Origin of the sequence: Pseudomonas sp. EL_65y_Pfl1_R83, assembly GCF_963970695.1 — a bacterium.
Lineage (GTDB): Bacteria > Pseudomonadota > Gammaproteobacteria > Pseudomonadales > Pseudomonadaceae > Aquipseudomonas > Aquipseudomonas tritici.
On sequence record NZ_CAXAQI010000015.1, the window covers coordinates 74,402 to 95,885 of the forward strand.

The 21,484-nt window shown below is 61.1% G+C and carries 19 protein-coding genes; 6 read left to right on the forward strand and 13 right to left on the reverse strand.

The window, feature by feature from the left end; all coding sequences use genetic code 11:
- Positions 1–32 precede the first annotated feature (32 nt).
- Positions 33–374, forward strand: a complete 342-nt coding sequence (locus tag AACY08_RS20510; RefSeq protein ID WP_339471187.1) for a YgaP family membrane protein — start codon at positions 33–35, stop codon at positions 372–374.
- 116 nt (positions 375–490) lie between these two features.
- Here the strand turns inward: AACY08_RS20510 and AACY08_RS20515 are convergent, their stop codons facing one another.
- Together AACY08_RS20515 and AACY08_RS20520 are read right to left on the reverse strand one after the other, a co-directional pair.
- Entirely contained in the window at positions 491–1,708 is a 1,218-nt protein-coding gene (locus AACY08_RS20515; protein ID WP_339471188.1) for a hypothetical protein, read from the reverse strand.
- Positions 1,709–1,720: 12 nt separating this feature from the next.
- On the reverse strand, positions 1,721–2,170 hold the full coding sequence (locus tag AACY08_RS20520) for a YcgN family cysteine cluster protein (RefSeq protein ID WP_049709459.1): 450 nt from the start codon (positions 2,168–2,170) through the stop codon (positions 1,721–1,723).
- Between the two features lie 154 nt (positions 2,171–2,324).
- Here AACY08_RS20520 and AACY08_RS20525 point away from each other — a divergent pair, with 154 nt between their 5' ends.
- Complete coding sequence (locus AACY08_RS20525; RefSeq protein WP_339471189.1) at positions 2,325–2,909, forward strand: nitroreductase family protein; 585 nt, start codon at positions 2,325–2,327, stop codon at positions 2,907–2,909.
- A gap of 49 nt (positions 2,910–2,958) precedes the next feature.
- Here AACY08_RS20525 and AACY08_RS20530 read toward each other — a convergent pair whose 3' ends face one another.
- From AACY08_RS20530 to AACY08_RS20565, 8 genes are all read right to left on the reverse strand, one after another.
- Complete coding sequence (locus AACY08_RS20530) at positions 2,959–7,263, reverse strand: SET domain-containing protein-lysine N-methyltransferase (RefSeq protein WP_339471190.1); 4,305 nt, start codon at positions 7,261–7,263, stop codon at positions 2,959–2,961.
- Positions 7,264–7,268: 5 nt separating this feature from the next.
- Positions 7,269–9,002, reverse strand: a complete 1,734-nt coding sequence (locus AACY08_RS20535; protein ID WP_339471191.1) for an OspG family effector kinase — start codon at positions 9,000–9,002, stop codon at positions 7,269–7,271.
- The gene (locus tag AACY08_RS20540; RefSeq protein ID WP_339471192.1) at positions 8,999–10,486 is read right to left on the reverse strand and encodes a hypothetical protein; all 1,488 of its coding nucleotides are present in this window, start codon (positions 10,484–10,486) and stop codon (positions 8,999–9,001) included. Before AACY08_RS20540 ends, AACY08_RS20535 begins: the two co-directional genes overlap by 4 nt.
- Before the next feature lie 164 nt (positions 10,487–10,650).
- Entirely contained in the window at positions 10,651–11,583 is a 933-nt protein-coding gene (locus AACY08_RS20545) for a D-2-hydroxyacid dehydrogenase (protein WP_339471193.1), read from the reverse strand.
- A gap of 107 nt (positions 11,584–11,690) precedes the next feature.
- Entirely contained in the window at positions 11,691–11,984 is a 294-nt protein-coding gene (locus AACY08_RS20550) for a YcgL domain-containing protein (RefSeq protein WP_069022347.1), read from the reverse strand.
- Positions 11,981–13,114 (reverse strand): ribonuclease D, encoded by a 1,134-nt coding sequence (rnd, locus tag AACY08_RS20555; RefSeq protein WP_339471194.1) that lies wholly within the window; start codon positions 13,112–13,114, stop codon positions 11,981–11,983. The genes AACY08_RS20550 and rnd overlap by 4 nt, the downstream gene beginning before the upstream one ends.
- 122 nt (positions 13,115–13,236) lie before the next feature.
- Positions 13,237–13,836, reverse strand: coding sequence for a class I SAM-dependent methyltransferase (locus AACY08_RS20560; RefSeq protein ID WP_339438721.1), 600 nt, complete (start codon positions 13,834–13,836; stop codon positions 13,237–13,239).
- 102 nt (positions 13,837–13,938) lie between these two features.
- Positions 13,939–15,309, reverse strand: a complete 1,371-nt coding sequence (locus tag AACY08_RS20565) for a glutamine synthetase family protein (protein ID WP_339471195.1) — start codon at positions 15,307–15,309, stop codon at positions 13,939–13,941.
- 344 nt (positions 15,310–15,653) lie between these two features.
- Between AACY08_RS20565 and AACY08_RS20570 the strand changes: the two genes are divergently transcribed.
- Positions 15,654–16,424: a transporter substrate-binding domain-containing protein gene (locus tag AACY08_RS20570; RefSeq protein WP_339471197.1), complete on the forward strand. Its 771-nt coding sequence runs from the start codon at positions 15,654–15,656 to the stop codon at positions 16,422–16,424.
- A gap of 40 nt (positions 16,425–16,464) precedes the next feature.
- Positions 16,465–17,304 carry a cache domain-containing protein gene (locus tag AACY08_RS20575; RefSeq protein ID WP_339471198.1) on the forward strand — a complete coding sequence of 280 codons (840 nt, stop codon included), beginning with the start codon at positions 16,465–16,467 and terminating at the stop codon, positions 17,302–17,304.
- A 132-nt stretch (positions 17,305–17,436) separates the two neighbouring features.
- Here the strand turns inward: AACY08_RS20575 and AACY08_RS20580 are convergent, their stop codons facing one another.
- Both AACY08_RS20580 and pobA read right to left on the reverse strand, forming a co-directional pair.
- The gene (locus tag AACY08_RS20580; protein ID WP_339437273.1) at positions 17,437–18,954 is read right to left on the reverse strand and encodes an MDR family MFS transporter; all 1,518 of its coding nucleotides are present in this window, start codon (positions 18,952–18,954) and stop codon (positions 17,437–17,439) included.
- Between the two features lie 65 nt (positions 18,955–19,019).
- Positions 19,020–20,204, reverse strand: a complete 1,185-nt coding sequence (pobA, locus tag AACY08_RS20585) for a 4-hydroxybenzoate 3-monooxygenase (RefSeq protein ID WP_339471257.1) — start codon at positions 20,202–20,204, stop codon at positions 19,020–19,022.
- On the opposite strand from pobA, the gene AACY08_RS20590 reads away from it, so the two are divergent.
- Both AACY08_RS20590 and AACY08_RS20595 read left to right on the forward strand, forming a co-directional pair.
- Entirely contained in the window at positions 20,182–20,397 is a 216-nt protein-coding gene (locus AACY08_RS20590; protein ID WP_339414910.1) for a hypothetical protein, read from the forward strand. The genes pobA and AACY08_RS20590 overlap by 23 nt on opposite strands.
- Positions 20,394–21,272, forward strand: coding sequence for a helix-turn-helix domain-containing protein (locus AACY08_RS20595; protein WP_339471200.1), 879 nt, complete (start codon positions 20,394–20,396; stop codon positions 21,270–21,272). Before AACY08_RS20590 ends, AACY08_RS20595 begins: the two co-directional genes overlap by 4 nt.
- Before the next feature lie 34 nt (positions 21,273–21,306).
- Here the strand turns inward: AACY08_RS20595 and AACY08_RS20600 are convergent, their stop codons facing one another.
- Positions 21,307–21,483: a hypothetical protein gene (locus AACY08_RS20600; RefSeq protein ID WP_339414912.1), complete on the reverse strand. Its 177-nt coding sequence runs from the start codon at positions 21,481–21,483 to the stop codon at positions 21,307–21,309.
- Position 21,484 lies beyond the last annotated feature (1 nt).

The following is a 21,484-nucleotide window of genomic DNA, read 5'->3' on the forward strand; positions in this document are numbered from 1 at the left end:
TACATATCACTAGCCCACGTTGGAGACAGATCATGAGCGACAGCAAAACCTTGCGTCCTATCATCGAACACGCCCCGTTTGAAACGCAGCCGCAGCAAAACGTACACGGTTGGGAGCGCATCGGCTCGGTGGCCGGTGGCGTGATGATGGTGGGCAAAGGCCTGCGCCGTGGCGGGATTTTCGGCTTGATCCAAGTGGCGATCGGCGGCGTGGCGCTGGCGCGTGGGTTCACCGGGCACAGTTCGCTCAAGGACAAACTTGCACAGGGCCGCCAGGAAATGAACACGGTGCGTGCGAAGATCGAGCGGGCCGGGGAAGAGTTGCAGAACTTGAAGACCAAGGCGGAAGTGGCGGCTGAAAAAGCAACCAAGTAGTCCAGCCGAACTCGGTTAAATGTGCGCGCTTGCCCGCGATAGCAGTGTGTCAGGTTGCTGGCTCAGTAGCTGATAGACCGCTATCGCAGGCAAGCCAGCTCCCACAATGATTTCCGTCAACGCAATAATTTGCTGTCCAGCACCACTGAGGGCTCGCCAGTAATGCTCTCAGCCAGCTTTACGAACTCCGCAGTGGTGATGCTGTTCGCGCGCATCACCGCCTGAGACAAGTCATCCAGCGACCGTTTGTTATGAGTCTTCACCCGAATCTCGCGATCCAACTCCTGTAACACCATCACCGCCCGTGCCACCGTCGCGCCGCTGACATGCTCGCCGCGCAGGCTGGTCACGTCCTTGCCTTCCTTCGCCAGGCGCGCCTGGATGGCCTCATACCGCTCATCGGTAATGCCTCCGGCTCGGCGCAGCAGTTCGATCGCGTAATACTCGCCCAACCCCTCGCTGACCCAGTCACTGGCGTCGTGATCATTGAAGCGCCCAATCGCCTGCACCACTTCACGGATCAACGGGCTGATGCCGTTCTCACCGACCAGCGACGTGCGGCTGTTGAGGTAAATCGAGTCGCGCGCCGCCAGCGCGCCACGGCGCATCGGGTCACTGGCGCCCACCACCAGCAGCTTGGCCGGACGACGCGGGAACGCTGCTTCTACTTGGGGCCAGACAAAAGTCAGCAACGTCAGCACATCCATGCGCCGCATGGCCTGGCCCTTGGGCGAGGCCACGCTGACTTCAGTCTCGCCCAGGCGCACGCGACGGCTGCCGAGGGTGCCGGCGAGCATCCAGCCGGTGGGTCGGTCGAACAGGCGGGAGACGTTATCAATGCGGAATTTGTTCTTGCCGATACGCGGCCATGCGGTTTCGACGCTTTTCCAGCCAGCCGGCAGTTCGAACACCAGCCGGGAGACCAACTCGACACCGTCTTGCTGGTCGAGCCGCGCCGTCGGCACCAGGTCTTCACCGCGAAACAGCGCCCAGCTCGGCGTCATGCGCGCTTCATAGGTGCCGGGCTTGCGCGCGTGGGTGAGGCGCACGCGGTAGGTCAGGCTGGCCTTGTTGGCGCTGGGTTGCCACAGGCCACGGTGCTCAGTGATGCTCCATCGGCCGTCGGCCTTGAAGTCGCTGTAGTCACCGTCGTGGCCGAGGTCGAAGTTCAGGCTGCGCACTGCCGAGCCCTGTGACAGGCTTACGCGCACCTCGGCCTGATCGCTCTGGGGCAGGAGTTTGACGTGATAATCCAAGTCAACTTTCTTCGCGCTCCACGCTGGCATGCTCAGCGCCAGCAGTACCAGGCTCACCCCCAACCGCCCCCCTTTCATACACACTCCTTTTCAGCCGGCACGAAAAATCAGGTAGTCCTCCCAGTCGTCCTCGGGCACGCTGCCTTCGCTGAGCATGCGCCCGGACTGGGAAATGCGTTCTTGGTGCACAGCATCGCGGTCGCCGCAGACCAAGTGGTGCCACAGTGGCAGGTCCTTCCGTTCGCTGACCAGGCGATAGCCGCAGGTCGGCGGCAGCCATTTGAACTGATCCGCCTGGCCCGGGGTGAGCTGGATGCAGTCCGGCACCGATGCACGACGGTTGGGGTAGTCGGTGCACTGGCAGGTTTTCAGGTCAAGCAGTTTGCAGGCGATACGCGTGTAATAGACGCTGTTGTCGTCTTCATCCTCGAGCTTTTGCAGGCAGCACAGGCCACAGCCGTCGCACAACGACTCCCACTCCTCCTGATCGAGGTGTTCAAGGGTTTTGCGTATCCAGAAAGGTTCGACTTTGGCGGCCATGGCTCTACATCAGTATCGGTAGGTGAAAAGGCCGTCAGTCTAGTGCCCACGGCCCCTGGGGCCAAGCGCTTACGACTGGCGGTGTAACACCACTTGTCAGTCTAGTGAGCGCGCAGTAGCCTTGAACGCCGAATTGACGATCAGGAACTGCTCCATGACACGTGTTGCCGACTATCCGATCGATCCCCAGTTCACCGACCGCTGGTCACCCCGCGCCTTCACCGGCGAAACCATCTCCCAAGAAACCCTGCTGAGTTTCTTTGAAGCCGCGCGCTGGGCGCCGTCCGCCTACAACTCGCAGCCATGGCGTTTTCTTTACGCGCGCCGCGACACGCCGGACTGGGAGCGTTTCCTGGGTTTGCTGAATGAATTCAACCGTGGCTGGGCGCAACACGCGTCGGCTCTGGTGATCATCGCGTCGAAAACCGACTTCACCGCCCCCGGCGCCACCGAAGAAACCCCAGCGCTGTGGCACACCTTCGACACCGGTTCGGCCTGGGGCCACCTGGCGTTGCAAGCCAGTATCAGCGGCTGGCACACCCACGGCATGGCCGGCTTCGATCAGGAGCTGACCCGCAAAGAGCTGAAGATTCCAGACGGTTATGCGCTGCATGCGGCCGTGGCGGTTGGCAAGCTGGGCGATAAATCGACCTTGCCGGAGTACCTGCAAAGCCGTGAAGCGCCAAGCCCGCGCCGGCCGTTGAGCGAGCTGGTGTCGGAAGGTGATTTTAGCCTCTGAGCCCGGCACCCTGTTGTGCGGCGAGCCTTGAAGGTCTCGCCGCACAACCTCAGACGGCAGGTTCCTGTTTGGGCACTAACCCCGGCGTCACGTCGTAGAGCGGGCCATAGTCGAGCAACAACTCATCGCCGGCCTTGATGTCCTTGAGCGCCACATAAAACGACAGGTTCTTGCCCACGGCGATGGAAATCACGTTGTTGCTCTGCCACGCAGGCCCATTCCTCAATTGTGACGTGTTCACCAGGCTCAGAGTATTACCGCTGTTCAAGGCACTCACCGAGCGCGTGCCCGAGCGTGTGCCGAACAGGTACGTCAGCACTGCCCGCGAGCCTTGCTTGCGCTGCTCCTGAAACAGGGAGGCGTCGGTTGCATGATATTTGCCGGCGTAAGGGCCGAGCACTTCGAATTGCGCGATGTCTCGCCGTGCCCATACCGAAGCACCACGGGCTGGCCCGCCGTCATCCAGCGGCGTCACCACTTCAAGCATCTGGTCGAAACGCGGCCCATGGCTGCCTTCGCTTCGCAGCCAGTCCTTGATCGAGTCTTTGATCCGGTCGGCCACCACCTTTTTCTGCGCCGGCTCCAACCCGTCAAGCAACCCATACCAATGCGCAATGCGAATATCATCGATCGGCCCTTCAATCGCCTGGGTCAAGCTGAGCCTGGGGTTGGCCGGGTCCTGTAAAATCGGCAGCGTATTATCCACCGAATGGGTCCCCAGCGTGCGCAACGGGACAACCTCCGGCTCGGTCTTGATAATCGCCGCAGCGGCCGGAGGATCGCCGTCGGCGGGTTTGGACAAATCCAGTGGGGCATCCTGCGCCGGGGGCATGTTATCCGGTGCAGGCCGTTTGCGCGTCGCGCCTGGGGCAGGAAACCTGGCAGCCGGCTGGGTAGCCAGGTTTTCCTGCGCCCTGCTCAGACGTCGCGCCCCCGAGGTGTTGAAGGAGCCATCGCTATACACATGAGCTTTCCAGTCCACTGGATTGAGCGTGTGTTGTCGCCGGAACGCCTCTTGGGTCACCCGATTGTTCGGTTGCCGGGAGAGCCGGTGCCACTTCAGCAAATGATCGTCAGTCAGCTGGTTGTACTTGCCGCCGCCGGCCCTGAACAACAGCGCTTCGCCGCGTGGCAGCAGGCCGCCGGTGTGTTTGACGCAGGATTTGAAGTCGCCCACATCAAGATGATGGAGGCTGGCGAATCCTTCCATGGTTGCCGCATCCCGCGCTTGTTGGGTCATGCCCTGCCAATCACGCAGATGGTGGGGAGTCAGCGTGCGCGAGGGCGCACCTGCCGCGCGGTCGCGTACGATCACGCCTGCGGCACTCAACGTTCCGTCGGGCTGCACGTAATACGTCAGGGTCGGCAGGTTCAAGCGGTGCTGCCTCGCAAACCCCTTCAGCGTGAGCCGCTGCTGCTCCTGGCTGGAGAGCGCCTCCCATGCGCGCAGGTGCGTGGCGTCAATGTGGGCGCCGCCCAACGCGGCGAGGTGCTGCCACTGGTCACCCTGAACATGCTGGACCAGTAGCTCGGTTTGCCGGTTATTGTGATAAATCCGCGCCTGCACCACGCCCTCTTCAGTGCGTGTCACCTGGCGAACTTCATAGACGGCGGTGTCGCCGCTGCTGTCGGTATGGCGGATATGGGAACGGTGACCATCGGCGGCGACATACACCCCTTGGCTATTGCGCGTCAGCCCATCCAGGTTCGACTCCGCCACCTTGAATTGCCGATACTGCGCATTATCCAATTCGCTGGCGTGCTCGATATGCGCCGTGCTGACTGCGCCGTCCACGGCCCGGGTATGCGCGGTGAAATCTTCGAGAGGGCTGCCGTAAGGTTGCATTGCGTCGGCATCGAACGCGTACCAGCGGCCGTCCTTGAGTACCGCCGCGCCATCCACCCGACGTTCGGCCACGCTGAACGTGCCAATGGCCGCAGCGTCATAGTCTTTGCTCATGGCCTTGAGCACGTCATAGCTGCCCGTGGCACCCCGCAGCCGATTGATCGCGGCGCTGCCTTTTGCAACCGCGAAGCTGATGCTACCCACTGCTAGATCACCAAACCCGCCCAGTGGATCGAACGCACCGATGGCGGCGGTGCCGATTACCTTGGTCGCACGCAGCGCTTTGCTTGCAGTGGAAATGGCCGTCGCGCCGATCTTGGCGACTTTGCCGGCGGTGGCCAGGCCCGCCGTGAGAAAACCCAGTACATCCAACGCAAGGTCCATCGCGCCGTCGCCGTAGTTGCCATTCTGGAAATTGACAATGGCCGATCGCAGCGGCACCAGGTTCAGCAAAAACGTTTCAAACGCCTTGGCCCTGTCATGCTGGCGGTCTCCGGTGGTCTTGCCCCTGGCCTCTTCCTTGATGGCAGGGTCATCCAGCGCCAGATGTTCGACGAATGCAGCAGCGATCGCTTCGCTTCGCGCACTGTTGAAACTGTCCGGCGGCGCCGTTCCCGAGGTCCGCTCGCGACTTAGCTCGCCTACGGCTTCGGCGGGTGTGAATACCTTGGTCTCCCGTACCCGATTGGCGTCCCTTGAGCGTTGCTCGCGGGCTTTGTAGAGCTGTGCAGGTTGTACCGTGCCGTTGTGAAAATCGATCTCATACGCCGAGGCCACGCCGTTTCGCTCAGTCTTTACCAGCAACCGCGGTTGCTTCGGGCCTCGCGTTTTTGAGGTGAAATCCAGCCCAAGCGTGTGGGAAGTCTGCTGAAACAGGGTGATTTTGCCGAACTCGACATTACGTCGATGCTCCAAAGGCAATTGTGCAATGAGGTGTTTGACCGTAATGCCGATGGCGGATTTTTTGCCGCTGATGAATGTGTCGAACTGCTGATCGAACGCCTCGGTCACACCAAACCTGGGATTGGCATTCAAGGCTGCCAGCGGCAGGCGATTATCCGCCGAGACGAATGGCGCCGGGCTGGGCAAATCCATCATTGCGATATCGAGCAACGAATGGTCCCCCACCAGCGATGTGCGGTGCCCCGGCCCAGCGTAGTTGTGCGTGGCTAACAGCCTCTCTTCAAACAACGCGCCAAGGTCGCCAAACCGCTCGACGAGTTTGGCCAGCGCGATGTCTCTGCGCATCGGCATCGCTTGATTCAATGCCTGTGAAGCCGACAAGCGCTGGCCAAGCCGGACATTGAACGTCGCCCTGACACTGTCCAGTTGTTCGCTCGAGTATTGATCATCGCCGCGTCTTTCGATCACACCATTGGCCACGCCCCAATCTGCCAGCGCCGTTTTGCGCGCACGTTCGGTCATCACGGGATCGACCATGGCCGCATGTTCTGCCCGGATCATGACCTGGGCGAATGTCATGTTCGCAACCGTTCCCGGCGACTGTGCCTCAATCGTCGCCGCCGCCACCGACAGGCTGACCCACGCCGGGCTGCCGTACGTGAGGTTGCCGGGCAGGTCCTTGACCAGAAACTCGGGGGCCTTGTTTGCCAACAGCAAATAAGCGCCAGCGTTGGCCATCAGCGGGCTGCTTTTGCGCTGGGTGATCAGATGCTGGCGCAGGCCCTCGACCACCACCGCGGCAGGCTCGCCCCAATGTTGCTCTTGCATCAAGTCAAAGCCGGCCACTTTATTGCGGTGCGGCGCGGAGATTGATTCAGGGTCCAGGTGCAGATTGATTGCCGCGAGCAGATAGTCATTCGCGCTGTTCTCGGTGGCGATGCCACCCAGTCCGTGTTGCAGCGTCTGTCCCAAGCGCTGCGCTGCGGCGGAGCCGATCAGCGTGTTCAGCGCCTTGACCGGGTCAACCAACTCATCAGGGGAAAGCGTGTTGGGGTAACTGAGAAAGTCCAGAACCCCTTTGGTCTGCATCACCAGCGGCTGCTCACCCTGTGCATGATCATGCCGCTGGGTGATGTCGCGCATCCTGCGCTGTTGATCCGGGCTCAACGGATTCGGCCATGAGAGCGCGCCGCTCAAGTTGCCAAGCGGGTGCTGCAAGGCCCGGTCGCTCACAGCGTCGGCCAGGGATGTCAGCGAAAACAGGTTATACGGCAAGCCCAGTCCCTTGCCCTGAATAAATGCCGCGAGATTGACCGTGCTACCCAGTGCTGCGGCGTCGGATGATTCAGGCCGCACGGCCATAGGCGTGGTTTGAAGTGTGGTCTTGATCATTTCGGCAGTGGGGTTTTCGGCCAGGCGTGCGGCGATCTCATAGAGCTTGACGCCCAGCGTTGCAAGGTTGCCCTTGTCGCCCAATGACGCGTGTAACGTCGAGGCACGGTGGGTTTTGCCGGCGACGTCCACAGACGGCTGCGTCGTCTGTTGGACCGCCGGGCTGGACGAGATGACCTGCTGCTGACGAGAAGGGAAATCAATGATGTTCATAGTGATTACCTGTCGCCAGCACGCACGAGTTCGTTGAAGTCGCTCTGCAACTGAGCCTTTTTGCGTGCGTAATCACTAAGGGTCATGTCATGCAGAAACTTGTCGCTGGCCAACATTTCCGGGCTCAGTGACTGAATGTCCACCGGATAGACTTTTTTATCTTTCAACGAGTACAGAAAGTTATTCAAATGCAGATCGTTATGGTAGATCCCTTTGTCTTCCATGCCTTTCAACGCGTCATCCAGCCAGATGCGGACTACTGGGGGCAAGCTGCGCTTGGGCACATCATCCAGTGCGATGCCATCCAGTCTTTTCATTTTGATGTAGGAGCGCCCGTCCTCCACCATGGCCTCTGCAAAACCGGCACCATAGTAGGTATTCAGACGGTGCGCCTCGGAAGTGGCGTAATCGGGGATCTTCGTGGCGGCTTTCGTGTGAAGGTCTTTGTAAACACTTTTGCCATCCAGGCTTGCGTAAAGAGTGCTCTCGCCGCCGCCGCCAATCACTGGTCCCAGGTCTGCTTTCACGGAAGACCCGTTACCGCCCCGCGCCGTCAAACGCTGCCATTGATCGCCCTGTACGTGCTGGACCAGTAGCTCGGTTTGCCGGTTATTATGATAAATCCGCGCCTGCACCACGCCCTCTTCAGTGCGAGTCACCTGGCGAACTTCATAGACGGCGGTGTCGCCGCTGCTGTCGGTATGGCGGATATGGGAACGGTGACCATCGGCGCCCACATAGACCCCTTGGGTGTTGCGCGAAACCCCGGCTATTTTCGATTCGACGACGCCGTAATTGGCAAACAGCGCATTGCTCAATTCATTACCCGGCGCTACACCTATCACGCCGTCGACGGCCCGTGTGACGGGAGAAAACCCTTCGAGCGGGCTGCCATAGGCCTGCAGCGTGCGCGCATCCAGGCCATACCATTTGCCGTCTTTGAGCACCGCGCCGCCTTCGATGCTCTGACCTACGGCCTTGAACGTCCCAGTGGCTGCCACGCCGTGCTGTTGGCTGGCGGCCTTGAGCACGTCATAACTGCCCGTTGCACCGCGAAGCATGTTCACGCTTTCGCGTCCCTTGGCGAACGCCAACCGCGTGACAGTACCCAGCGCGTACCCGCCCGCCATCGCCAAATCGCCCAGGCCGTTGAACGGGTTGAACATTTCGATCGTCGCGGCGCCCACAAATCGCGCAACCTTCGACAGCCCGCCGAGTGTTCTGACGCCTTTCGAAAGTGCCTTGCCGGCCTGCGCAGCCTTGCCCGCCCCCAAGGTGACAAGACCCATTACATCCAGGCTCAGATCAAACAGGCCGTCGGCGACTCTGCCGTTCATAAAGTTGACGATGGCCGATCGCAGTGGGATGAGGTTGAGGAAAAACTCGCCGATGGCCTGGTCGGTGGCTCTGCCCTGATCAAATGACGTCACGCCGCGTGCCTGTTGCAACAGGTCGTCATTGCCCAACCCCAGCGCCTTGACGAATACCTTGCCGATGGCTTTGCTGCGGCCGGAACCATAGGACTGCAGGTGGACGGAGGGCAGCGGCTTTTCGGTGTATTGCCCGGGTGGTAGATCAAACAGGCTGGTCTTGCTGACGATATTTGCGTCTCGGGACTCCAGGTTTTTTGCCGTATAGGGCGGTGTATAGCGGGCTATCAGATAGTTCTGTTTTTTGATGCTGCCATTTCTGGTATCCAGCTCATAAATATTGACCGCTCCATCCAGGGTGGTTTTCACCTGCAGCGTATGCCCGCGAGTGTGCAGGGCCTGCGGCGAAAAAAATCCCCGGCTATCTTGTATTGATCGGTGCGAAAAAATTCGAGCGCACCATATTCGAAGTTGTTTCTGTCCTCCACGGGCAGGGTGGAAATCAGATACTGGACCAGGCCTCCGTGACCCTGTTCGTGTGACGCGATGGCCTTGTCATACTGCGCACCGAAAGCATCGTTGACGTCCAGCCGGCCGGTTTCATACAGCTGGCAGAACACCTCGCCCGGCACCCGCTTATCCCGCGCCAACCAATGCTCCTGGGCATTGAGTTTGCCGCCTTCCATGACGATATCGAGCATCGAATACAGCCCGGGAAACGCGCCCGGCCGTCCTGGGTTAAGCCAGGCCTTTTGTAAGGCGGGCAGTTCGAATGCCTGCGGATCCAGCGTTGGAAAGTGCTCCTTGAGCGTGGCAAGCGCCATGGCCCGTCGGCTGGGTATCGGCGTTTGCACCGCGGCACACGCGTCCGTCAGCGTGCTGAGTTGACGGTTATAACGTGTGCGTACACGCTCCATCTCGGTTTCGCTGGGCATCGCTGAAGCGACGTTCAGCAATGCGTTGGCCGCCCCCCAGTTCACGAGGGCCAGTTGCTCGGCCGCTTGCACGCTAACCCCGCGCCCAGTGAGGGTATCGGCATGCGCCACGACTTCGGCGTAGCTCATCGTGTGCGCACGTCCGGGCGAGTCGGCTTCCACCTTGGCCGTGGCTATCACCAGTTGCGTCCACAGCAGGCTGCCGTAGGTCACGCTGGCGGGAACGTCTTTGACCAATAACTCCGGGGCGGTTCTGGCCAGCAGCAGGCAGGCTGCCAGGTTCGCGGTTTGCACCGTGGCTCTGCCCTGATCGATCAGATGACGACTGAGCCCGTCAATCACCTCTGACGCAGGTTTGCCCCAATATTGGCGCGCCGCAAGATCAAACCCGGCGACGCTGTTTGGGCGCGCAACACGCAGCTCCGGGTCCAGGCCCAGGTGGATGGCGGCCAGCAAATAGTCGTTGCTACTGGTGGCCGTCGCAATGCCGTTCACCCGGGTTTGCAGGGCCTGCCCTAACGCTTGAGCCTTAGAGGATCCGAGCAGTTTTTGCAGGGTGATGTCGGGTGTATTCAGGTCAGCATTGGCGACCGAACTGCCACTCAGCAAATAACCCAATGCGCCCTTGCGTGCATCCACCAGCGGCAGCCCCGGTAGAGTGGCGTCGGGGTCCTGCAACAGTGTGATGATCGCATCTTGGTCGGACTTGGACAGAGGCATTGGCCAGGCCAGCGCCCCGCCGAAATTACCCAGCGGTGGGGCCGTCGCTTGGCGCGGGGCCTGTGCTGTCGGCTGCGCTGCCAGGGCCGCCGAAGGTTCGGGCACGCTCGTTGCGCCGGGGTCGACGATGGATGCTGGTGGTTGTGTCGAGATGGATACGTGGGGGAAACTGGAGCGTGAGGAATTGCTGGCGATCATGTGCACACCTGTCCATAGCTGAAGGAACGTCCTGCCGGGCACGCGATTAGCGGCCTAGGCGTTCACTGGGTGTACAAACCCAGTGAGGAGGTTCCAGCGCAACTGTCAGGGTTCATGTCAGGGGCAAGAGCTAAGGGCAGATGTGGCTCGAGTAGCAGGTCGACTTAGTACCCGCGCTCGAAACTCACTTCACCGCGCAACGCAGTCTTTGCTTGATACGCGCGCAGGTTTTCCAGGAACAGCGCCACCATCATCGGCGGCGAAGTCGGCGCCGAGCTGTGCCCAGTCAACAACAACCCCCAGGCGGTCCAGAACGGATGACGCTGCGGCAGCGGCTCCTGACGGCAGACATCGATCACTGCGCCCGCCAAATGCCCTTCCTTCAAGGCCTCGACCAAGTCAGCATCGACCACCGCCACACCGCGCCCGACGTTGATAAACACCCCCGTCGGCTTGAATTGCTTGAACAGCGCTGCGTCGAACACATCATGGGTATTCGGCGTGTTGGGCAGCAGGTTGATCACGTAGTCCACCTCCCCCACCAGCCGGCCCAGTTGGTCGAGCCCAGCCACTTCGAGAAACGGTGCCTGCTCACGCGCTTCGCTTGCGATGCCATACAGCTTCACGCCAAACGGCACGAGGAACCCGGCAACGCTCTGCCCGATGTCGCCGGTGCCGACGATCAACGCCTTGCGCCCCGCCAGGCTCTGGCCCAAGCGGTTGTCCCACTTGCGCTCGACCTGGCTGACCAGGCGCGCCAACACTTCGCGCTCGTGGCCGAGCATATAGGTGAGGACAAATTCAGCCATGACCTGGCCAAAGATGCCGACCGCGCGGGTCAGGCGGTAGTCGCGCGGCAAGCCTTCGGCCAGCAGCGGCGTAATGCCAGCCCAGGTCGATTGCAGCCATTGCGGATGATGGCCCTGGCGCAACAACGTCGCCAGCAGGTCGGGCTGGCCCAGCCATACCGGGCAATCGGCGGCCAGGCGCGACAGTTCGGCGGAGTCGCCGCTGGTCAGCACCTCAAGGTCCGGGGCCAGGTCACCCAGCAATCGAGCGTAGAGCGGGTGATCCTGTTCAGCAATCAGAACACGCATGGTTCAAACCTTTCAAAAACAATACGGACGGCCGCCCGCATCCTTACGGCCACCGCCCACTTATACGATTCCATTGAAGACTGTGCCCTGAACAGGGCACTCACCCATCACATCGGGTCGTTACGGCGCAGCAGCTCTTCGGGCAAGTGTTCGATGTACTCGTCCTCGGCCGGCGGCATTTGCAGGTGGTAACCCTGCTTGTCGAGGTTTTCCAGGACCACGGCGATGTCCTCACGGGACAGTTTGCGCTCCGGCGTCAGCACCATGTCAAACGCGTGATGCGCCTTGCCGAAGGCGTCCATCAAGGGTTCAGGCACGCGCTCCAAAGCATCACTTTTCAGCACGTAGAGGTACATCCCGTCTTTTTTCTTGCTGCGATAGATGGAGCAAATACGTTTCAAGGCTGTTCTCCGGCAGTGGCCAGGCTGTCGAGCAGCGCCTGGCCCATCAACTCGCGGCGCCAGCCACGCAGCGAGTCTGGCAATTTATAAGGCCCATCGGGGTAGCCACTTTTGACCAGGGCTTCGAGGGTTTTCTTGCGCAGCATCAGTTCCGGAGCCATGTCCAGGCGCTCGGCGAACGTTTGGCCCAAGGCGCGCAGTTGCTTGATCAATGCAGCGGCATCCACCGGCAAAGGCTCGGCAACGGCAGGTGGCCATTGGTCCATCGGCACGCTGCCGGCACGTTTGATCAGGTCGAGCAGAAACGGGCCGTCCTGACGCACGGTGCGCGGGTGCATGTCTTCGATCTTGCCCAGGGCGGCGAGGTTATCCGGCTGGGATTTGGCCAGGGGCCACAACGCGTGTTCGCGGATGATGCGGTTGCGCGGCAGGTCACGGGCGCGGGCTTGCTGCTCGCGCCAGGCACACAGCTCACGCAGCACGGCGAGTTGGGCACGTGAGAGTTTCCACGCCAGCTTGGCGTCGCGGTACACCTCGTACGGGTCGACTTCGCGGCGCAGGTTGGCGACCAATTCGGCACCATCGTCCAACACCCAGGCGTATTTATCGTCGGACAACCGCGGACGCAGACGGATGTACACCTCGGCCAGGTGCAGCGCGTCTTCGGCGGCGTAGCTGATCTGCGTCTCGGACAACGGCCGCTGCAGCCAGTCCGAACGGGTCTCGCCCTTGGGCAGTTCGATATCCAGCACGGCTTGCACCAGGCGCGAATAGCCCATGGAGAAGCCAAGATTCAGATAAGCGGCAGCCAATTGGGTATCGAACAACGGCACCGGCAGGCTGCCGGTCAGGCGCAGCAACACTTCCAGGTCTTCGCTGCAAGCGTGCACCACCTTGATCACCGCCGGGTTTTCCAGGAGGGCGGCCAACGGTTGCCAGTTGTCGATGGTCAGGGGGTCGATCAGGTAAGCGCGCACGCCATCACCGATCTGGATCAGCCCGGCAATAGGATAAAAGGTGTCGACCCGCATGAATTCGGTGTCGAGGGCGACGAATGGCAACTGCTGCCATTCGGCGCAATGCTGGCCGAGGCTATCGTTGTCGCAGATCCAGTGAATATCGATGGCCACACGGCTCTCCCTTGAAGAATGGCGCGCAGTATATATCGCGAAAGGGACTTGCGAGCATCCGCAGTGCAGAGGCGACCATGAAAACTCAGGCAAGACTTGAAGAATAGTCCGACAGGCGGGACTTATCCTCTCTTACGCAGTACGTAAACCCGCCACACGCTTGAGCCTGGCATGAATTCCTGATAATTCAGGACCTTGAAGCCGGCCTGCCGAAACTCGTCCTCTACGGCGGTACGAGAATTGACAGAAACGATCACCGTGTCGCGGCTGACCCGGTGAAATTCGCGCAGTAACGCCAAGCGCCCTTCACTGCTGGGGACATGGCGAAACAACTCCAGGCAGAAAATGCAGTCCACTGCGTTCGCCGACAAGCCGATTGAAAATGCCGAGCCCTGAAACGTCTTGACTCGTTTGAGCAAGGACGCCGGGTGGTGACTGCGTGCGTGGTCGAGCATGTCCTGGGAATTGTCCGATGCCAGGATCACCCGGTTGACGTGTTCGGCCAACACCGGCCAGAAACGCCCGGAACCGCAGGCCAGATCGAGCACCAGCCCAGGTTCACCGGCGACCTTCAACGCCTGGCGCACCAGCCACTCGTCGCGCCATGACGCCAGGCGCCGCCGCAGTCCCGGCGGGCGCGTATCGCCGCAAACCCGAGCGTGCTCACGGTCACAGCGCTCGGCGTATTCGATCTCGATGGAGGATGGTGGTGGTGACGGCATCGCGGGCTCATGTAAGTAGAACAGTAGTGAACGACCTTGATTGGCAGATTAAACACCACAACGTGAAAAAAAGGTCGAAGCCACCACCGCCCTTTCACCGGCTCACGCCTGATGCAAATACCAGCGCCAATCCTGCTCCCCTACCTCGCCCATGAACTGGCGATACTCAGCGCGTTTTACCGCCAGGTACACGCCGAGGAATTCACTGCCAAATGCCTCCCGCGCCCAGCTTGAACCTTCCAGCGCGCGCAGAGTGGTAAGCCAGTCGGTCGGCAGCAGCTCCTTGGCCTGGGCGTAGCCGTTGCCCTCCACCGGAGCGCCGGGGTCGCGCTGTTCACGGATGCCACGGTGAATGCCGGCCAGGATTGCGGCAGCCGCCAGGTAAGGGTTGGCGTCGGCGCCGCAGATGCGGTGTTCGATATGCCGGGAGTTGGCCGGCCCACCAGGCACACGCAGGCTGACGGTGCGGTTGTCCACGCCCCAAGTGGCGGCCAGCGGCGCGTAGCTGTTGGTTTGGAAGCGACGGTAAGAGTTGGCATTGGGGCAGAACAGCAACAGCGAATCGAGCAAGGTGCTGAGCATGCCACCCACCGCCTGGCGCAGCAGCGGCGTGCCGTCAGTGGCTTCGCTGGCGAACAGGTTATTGCCCGCGGCGTCCGCCAGGCTCACGTGCATGTGCATGCCAGTACCAGCCAGGTCATCGAACGGCTTGGCCATGAAGCAGGCGGTCATCCCGTGTTTGTGCGCCACGCCCTTGACCAAGCGTTTATAGCGCACCGCTTCATCCATGGCTTGCAGGGCGTCGGTACGGTGTTCAAGGGTGATTTCCACTTGACCGGGGGCGTATTCGGAAATCGCCGTGCGCGCCGGGATGCCTTGCAGTTTGCAGGCGCTGTAGAGGTCGGCGAGGAACGGCTCGATCTGTTCCAGCTCGCGCAGGCCGTAGACCTGGGTCGAACGCGGGCGCCCGCCATCCACATCCCGCGCCGGTTGTGGCCGGCCATTGCTGTCGGGTTTTTGGTCAAGCAGGTAAAACTCCAACTCCGCCGCCATCACGGGGTAATAACCATCGGCCTTGAGCCCGTCGATCACTTTGGCCAGCAAATGCCGGGGATCAGCCACGGTGGCGGGCAGACCTTCGGTGGGGTGCATGCTGACCTGCACCGCCGCCGTCGGGATCAGCCGCCACGGCATGCGCTGCAAACTGCCGCTGATCGGGTAGGCGCGGCAGTCGATATCGCCCACCTCCCACACCAGCCCGGAGTTTTCCACGTCGTCGCCATTGATGGTCAGGCCCAGGATAGTGCTGGGCAAGGGCCGGCCGCTCTCGTACACCGCCAGCAGCTCATCGCGGTGCAGCAACTTGCCGCGTGGCACACCATTGTTGTCGAGGATAAACAGCTCGAACATTTCGATGTCCGGGTTGTGTTCGAGGTAAGACCGGGCTTCGTTCAGGCAGGCAAACACACTCATGGGCATTCTCATACGTTTGTGTAAAGCAGACGCGCAGGTGCACGCCATCCAAGGGATGGATCAACGTAGGAATGAGGTATCTGGTGGGCGTGCGTGACGGCAGTGGAACAAGGCCCAGAACGCGAGATCGGACGGCAGTGTCGCGGGGAGGGTGTCGGGAGAGCCGTCCATGCAGGGATCACAGTGCTGAAGATAGCGGCCAGCCTCACACGCCTGCACAGGTGGGTAAATTCAGGGTTGATGGAGTTTGGTTGCGACTTGGCTAAACATTCGCAACGCCTTGCCACCCTGCCCAACGCTGGAAATAATGACCGCCCAAGACCATGCCCCAAGGACTCGACCGCATGAAAGCTCTTTTTGCCCTGTGTGTATTAGGTATGGCCACCAGCGCCCTGGCCGACACCGCCCCTTCGCGTCTAGACCAGGTGCTCCAACGCGGCACGCTCAGCGTCTGCACCACCGGCGACTACAAGCCCTACACCTCCCTGCGCGCCGATGGCAGCTACGAAGGCATCGACATCGCCATGGCCGAGTCCCTGGCCAAGAGCCTCAACGCCAAAATCCAGTGGGTGCCCACCACCTGGAAAACCCTGATGCCGGACTTCCTCGCCCAACGCTGCGACATTGCCGTGGGCGGCATTTCGGTGTCGCTGGAGCGCCAGAAAAAAGCTTTCTTCAGCCAGGCCCTCGGCGTCGACGGCAAGATCCCGCTGGTGCGCTGCGCCGATGTGCAGCGTTATCAGACCGTCGAGCAGATCAACCAACCGCAGGTCCGCGTGATCGAGCCCGCCGGCGGCACCAACGAAATATTCGCGCGCGCCCACTTGGGCCAGGCGCAAATCCGCTTGCATGACAACGTGACCATCTTCGACGAACTGCTGGCGGGCAAGGCCGACGTGATGATCACCGACGCCAGCGAAGCGCGTTACCAGCAAAAGCTCAAGCCAGGGCTGTGCGCGGTCAACCCTGAGCGGCAGATGCAGTACAGCGAAAAAGCCTTCATGCTGCCCCGCGATGATGTGGCATGGAAAAGCTATGTCGACCAATGGTTGCACCTGAGCGTGGCCACCGGGGTGTACGACGGCATCGTCAGTCAATGGCTGGCGGCGCCCTGAGCTACGCTCTTGTCACATCAATAAAAACGAGGGATAGGTTATGACGCGATTGCTTCGAATCACCTGGCTGCTGCTGTTGTGTTTCAGCCAGGTGCATGCCGCGACGGCTCAGGATGAGGATGCGCAGGCGGCCAAGGCGCTGCTGGAGAAAGCCTTGGCCTACTACCAGAGCAACGGCGACAAGGCCTTTGCCGCGTTCAGTCGCCAGGGGGAGTTTATTGATCAGGATCGCTATGTGTTCGTGGTCGATACCCAGGGCGTGCTGCTGGCCAGTGGCGGGCCCTCCTCCGCCTTGATCGGACGCGATGTGTCCGACGTACTGGGACCGGATCTGCGCCAGTCATTTAAAGACGCGCTGAAGGTGCCGGAAGGCCAGGGCATCCAGCAGGCCGATTACCGCTGGCAGAACTGGAACGATGGCAAGGTCGAGCACAAGCACGTGTTCTACCAGCGCGTGGGCGAACGCATCCTGGCCGTGGGTTATTACTTGCCACGGGCCACACCGGAACAGGCACGCGCCCTGCGCAACAAGGCAGTGAACGCATTGCTCAAGGATGAGTCGGGCACGCTCAAGGCGATCAACTCCTTGCAAGGCGGCTTCTTGCAGGATGACCTCTACGTGTTTGTCGTCGACCTCAATACCCGACGCTACGTGGCCCACGGCACCACCCTGCGGCTGATCAACACCGACTTCAGCAAGATCAAGGACCCCGACGGCAAGCCGGTGGGCGAGCCGATCCTCAAGCTGATGGCCGAGCAGGACCAGGGTGAATACACATACCGCTGGAAAAACCCGGTGACCGGCAAGGTCGAGAACAAGCATGCGTATGTGCGCAAGGTCGGGCATTTCATGGTGGCGGTGGGTTACTACAGCCCCTGATTGGACTTGAAATGCAATCTCCTGTGGGAGCTGGCTTGCCTGCGATAGCGGTGTATCAGTAACAGCTGTGCAAGCTGAACCACCGCTATCGCAGGCAAGACAGCTCCCACATTTTGAACTGCATCATGCCGGTTATTTTGCCTTGTCTTCGCGACCGCGCAGCACGCGGTTGGGCATCGCAATCGCCGCCGCCAAGCCCAACAACGACACCGCCGCACTCACCATCAGCAAATGCCGGAACGTCACCGCCAATTCCCCGCGCAAGGCGTCCTGCGCCGGGCCGGGAGCAGCGTTGAGGCCATCAAGCAACACATTACCGGAGCTACCTTCAACGGCCAGCGCGCCGCTGGCCAGGTGGGCGAAGCTGGAATCCTGCAACAGCGCCAGCAACAGCGCCGACATGCACGCCACCCCCACTGCCCCACCGAGGGAACGGAACAGGTTGGTGGTGCTGGTAGCGACGCCGATATCGCGTTGTTCCACCGAGTTTTGCGTGCCCACCAGCGAGGTGGGAAATTGCATGCCGGCCGCGATCCCGCACAGCAGCATAAACACGGCTGTCAGCCCCACCGCCTGAGGCGCGCTCAAGGCCATGCCGAGAATCGCAAAGGGGCTCAACAGCGCGCCGCTGAGGATCATCGGTTTATAACGCCCGGTCACCGAGGTCATGCGCCCGGCAAAATAGGCGCCCATCGGCAAGCCCATTGCCAGCGGCAGCAGGTGCAGGGCGGCGCTGTCGGCACCTGAGCCGGTCACCGTCTGATAACGCAGCGGCATCAGCACCGTCAGGGAAATCGCCTGGAAGCTGGTGAAGAAAATCGTGCACCAGCACAACACCGCGCTGCGGTTGGCGAACAAATGCATCGGCAACAACGGCTCACGCGCGCGGCGTTCGTGCCAGACAAACAGGCTCAACGCCAGCAGCGCACACGCCAGCAGGCCCAGTACTTCATTGTCACGCCAATGATGGCCCTGGCCGATTTCGGTGATGCCCAGCAGCAACGCGGTCAGGCCGACGATCATCAGCACGGTGCCGAGGTAATCGATGATCGGCTTGCGCTGCGGCACCGGCAGCCCCACCAGGGTGCGATGGGCCACGTACCAGGCGCCGGCGCCCAATGGCAGGTTGATCAAAAATACCCAGCGCCACGACAAGTACTCGGTCATGTAGCCGCCGAGGACCGGCCCGGCCACGCTGGCCACCGCGTACATACTGCTGAAATAGCCTTGGTAGCGTCCGCGTTCACGGGGCGGGATGATGTCGCCAATGATCGCCTGGCTCACCGAAATCATGCCGCCGGCGCCGATGCCCTGGAGGATCCGCGCCAGCACCAGTTGCTCCATGCTTTGCGCCATGCCGCAGAACAGCGAGGCCAGGGTGAACAGGCCCATGCCGATCAGCATCATCGGCCGGCGCCCATACAGGTCGCCGAGCTTGCCGTAGATCGGCACGGCCACGGTCATCGCCACCATGTAGCCGGAAATCACCCAGGCCAGCAGGTTGACGTCGTGGAACTGCGCCGAAATGGCCGGCATGGACACTGCGACAATGGTCTGGTCCAGGGCACCAAGGAAGATCGCCATCATCAGTGAGGCGAGGATACTGCGCACAGCGGGAAGCGGCGGAGCGGGCTGATTGAGGTGCGTCACGGCAAGACCTTCGAGCAGGGCCCGCGGGAAAGTCGGCCCGCGGGAATGCTCGATACGATAGCAGGCTACTCGATAGCTTCGTAAGGAAGTCCGACGTAATTTTCTGCGATGGTTTTGCGCCCCGCCTCGGAGTGGATGAAGTACTCAAGCTCACTCTCTGCAATGCGCTGACTGAAACCGTCCGCCTCGGGAAATTGATGCAACATCGAGGTCATCCACCAGGAAAACCGCTCGGCCTTCCACACCCGCCGCAGGCAGATGGCGGAATAGCGTTCCAGCAAGTCCACGCGCCCCTCGCCGTAGACCTTGAGCAGAATCCGATACAGTGTGCTCACGTCACTCGCCGCCAGGTTCAAGCCCTTGGCGCCGGTGGGCGGCACGATATGCGCCGCGTCGCCCAGCAGGAAAAGGCGGCCGTACTGCATCGGTTCCACCACGAAACTGCGCAGCGGCGCGATGCTTTTTTCGATCGACGGACCGGTCACCAGGTTCTCGGCGAGTTGGCTGGGCAGGCGGGTTTTCAGCTCGTCCCAGAAGCGTGCGTCAGGCCATTCATCAATAGGTTCTTCCAGCGGCACTTGCAGGTAATAGCGGCTGCGGGTCGACGAACGCATGCTGCACAAGGCAAAGCCATGCGCGTGCTTGGCGTACACCAACTCAGCGTGCACGGGCGGCGTGTCGGCCAGTATACCCAGCCAGCCGAAGGGGTAGACCCGCTCGAAGACCTTGAGCGATTCGGCCGGGATCGATTGGCGCGCAACGCCGTGGTAACCGTCGCAACCGGCAATGTAGTCACACTCCAGGCGAAACGCCTCACCCTGGTGCTCAAACGTCAGCCAGGGTCGATCACTTTTAAGGCCGTGGGGCTGCACGTTATGGGCTTCATAAAAAGTGGTGGCGCCAGCGGCGGCACGCGCGGCCATCAGGTCGCGGGTGACTTCGGTCTGGCCGTAGATCATCACCGACTGGCCGCCGGTCAAGCCCTTGAGGTCGATATGGGTGAGCTGGCCGTTCAGCGCCAGCTCGAATCCGTTATGCACCTGGCCTTCGCTGTCCATTCGCTGGCTGACGCCGGCCTGCCTCAACAGGTCGACCATGCCTTGCTCCAGCACCCCGGCACGAATGCGCCCTTGCACGTAATCGGCGCTCTGGCGCTCTAGGATAAGGGTCTCGATACCCGCATTGTGCAGCAGTTGACCGAGCAGCAGTCCAGAGGGACCGGCGCCGATGATGGCGACTTGGGTTTTCAGCGTTTTCATTATTTTTATGGCCCGCAAGTTCCACCCGAACGGACAGGGTGAAAGAGTTGTCATTGGTCTTGTTGCTGACATTTTTCACTTGAGCGAGCAGCATAAGAAGGTGAAAACTGAGCCAAAGCCTGCGCTTTTTGCCAATTGGGGCGATTACCGCACCACTGTCCTGCGTATCGGATTGAAACCATGACCAAAACCGCGATTCCGGTCTTCAAGCTTTACGGGGAAGACCAGCAATGGCCGACCCCCGATTTGTTGCACTGTGAAACCATTTCCCGGCGCAGTCGGGAATACCAGTGGGAAATCCAACCCCACCGGCACGCGGATCTGTGCCAGCTGCTCTACGTGCACAAAGGCCAGGCACAGCTGGAAATCGAAGGCCAGCGCACCACCTTGAATGAAGCGACCCTGCAGGTATTGCCGCCGTTGTGTGTGCACGGGTTTCGCTTTCCCGAGGATGTTGAAGGCTATGTCGTGACGCTCGCAGCGCCGCTGGTCAGCCATCTGCAAGCACAGCTGGGCGCAACGGTAGACGGCTTGCAGGCATTGGGCAGTTACCCGGCAGGCAAAGACCGTGATTACCTGAACAGTCAGTTTGCCCGTCTGCAGGATGAATACGCCGACGACCAGCCAGCGCGGGACATGATGATGCATGCGCTGGTCAGCGTGCTGCTGGTGTGGATCAGCCGCCAGGCCATCCAGCATCGCCACCCTCGGGCGCCCAGGGGGCGTGAATACTTCCGGCGCTTTACCCAACTGGTCGAGCAGCATTACCGCGAACACCCGAAGATCGAGGACCTGGCCCACAAGCTGGGGATCTCGGTCTCACACCTGAACGGAACATGTCGGGAGTTGGGTGGGCAGCCTGCGCTGCAGATCATGCATGACCGCCAGTTGCTGGAAGCCAAGCGTCTGCTGACTTACACCAGCATGACCATTAATGAAATGTCGGAGGTGTTGGGCTTTTCCGACCCGACCAACTTCTCACGGCTGTTTCGCCGACGGGTCGGGTTTTCGCCCAAGGCGTTTCGCGAACAGCTGAAGGCCGACGCGCCGCAAAGCTGAATGTAAGCGCGGGCTTTTGTGGGAGCGGGCGGTTTTAGCGCAAGGCACTGAAACTGCCGGTACGCGGAACACATTGGTCCTGATGGCAGCTGATCGCAAAGGTCGGCTGCAGACGCGTTTGCTCCACACGGTAGGCGGCAGCCCCGTACAGCGCGCTGGCGAGTGCGCACAGGCTGAAAATCATCAGGTATTTTCTGGTTTTAATACTCATG

Excerpts from the sequence above, each read along its gene's own strand:
- AACY08_RS20510 (WP_339471187.1), top strand. The coding sequence starts at position 33 with ATGAGCGACAGCAAAACCTTGCGTCCTATCATCGAACACGCCCCGTTT.
- AACY08_RS20515 (WP_339471188.1), bottom strand. The coding sequence starts at position 1,708 with ATGAAAGGGGGGCGGTTGGGGGTGAGCCTGGTACTGCTGGCGCTGAGC.
- AACY08_RS20520 (WP_049709459.1), bottom strand. The coding sequence starts at position 2,170 with ATGGCCGCCAAAGTCGAACCTTTCTGGATACGCAAAACCCTTGAACAC.
- AACY08_RS20525 (WP_339471189.1), top strand. The coding sequence starts at position 2,325 with ATGACACGTGTTGCCGACTATCCGATCGATCCCCAGTTCACCGACCGC.
- AACY08_RS20530 (WP_339471190.1), bottom strand. The coding sequence starts at position 7,263 with ATGAACATCATTGATTTCCCTTCTCGTCAGCAGCAGGTCATCTCGTCC.
- AACY08_RS20540 (WP_339471192.1), bottom strand. The coding sequence starts at position 10,486 with ATGATCGCCAGCAATTCCTCACGCTCCAGTTTCCCCCACGTATCCATC.
- AACY08_RS20545 (WP_339471193.1), bottom strand. The coding sequence starts at position 11,583 with ATGCGTGTTCTGATTGCTGAACAGGATCACCCGCTCTACGCTCGATTG.
- AACY08_RS20560 (WP_339438721.1), bottom strand. The coding sequence starts at position 13,836 with ATGCCGTCACCACCACCATCCTCCATCGAGATCGAATACGCCGAGCGC.
- AACY08_RS20565 (WP_339471195.1), bottom strand. The coding sequence starts at position 15,309 with ATGAGTGTGTTTGCCTGCCTGAACGAAGCCCGGTCTTACCTCGAACAC.
- AACY08_RS20570 (WP_339471197.1), top strand. The coding sequence starts at position 15,654 with ATGAAAGCTCTTTTTGCCCTGTGTGTATTAGGTATGGCCACCAGCGCC.
- AACY08_RS20575 (WP_339471198.1), top strand. The coding sequence starts at position 16,465 with ATGACGCGATTGCTTCGAATCACCTGGCTGCTGCTGTTGTGTTTCAGC.
- AACY08_RS20590 (WP_339414910.1), top strand. The coding sequence starts at position 20,182 with ATGATGGCGACTTGGGTTTTCAGCGTTTTCATTATTTTTATGGCCCGC.
- AACY08_RS20595 (WP_339471200.1), top strand. The coding sequence starts at position 20,394 with ATGACCAAAACCGCGATTCCGGTCTTCAAGCTTTACGGGGAAGACCAG.
- AACY08_RS20600 (WP_339414912.1), bottom strand. The coding sequence starts at position 21,483 with ATGAGTATTAAAACCAGAAAATACCTGATGATTTTCAGCCTGTGCGCA.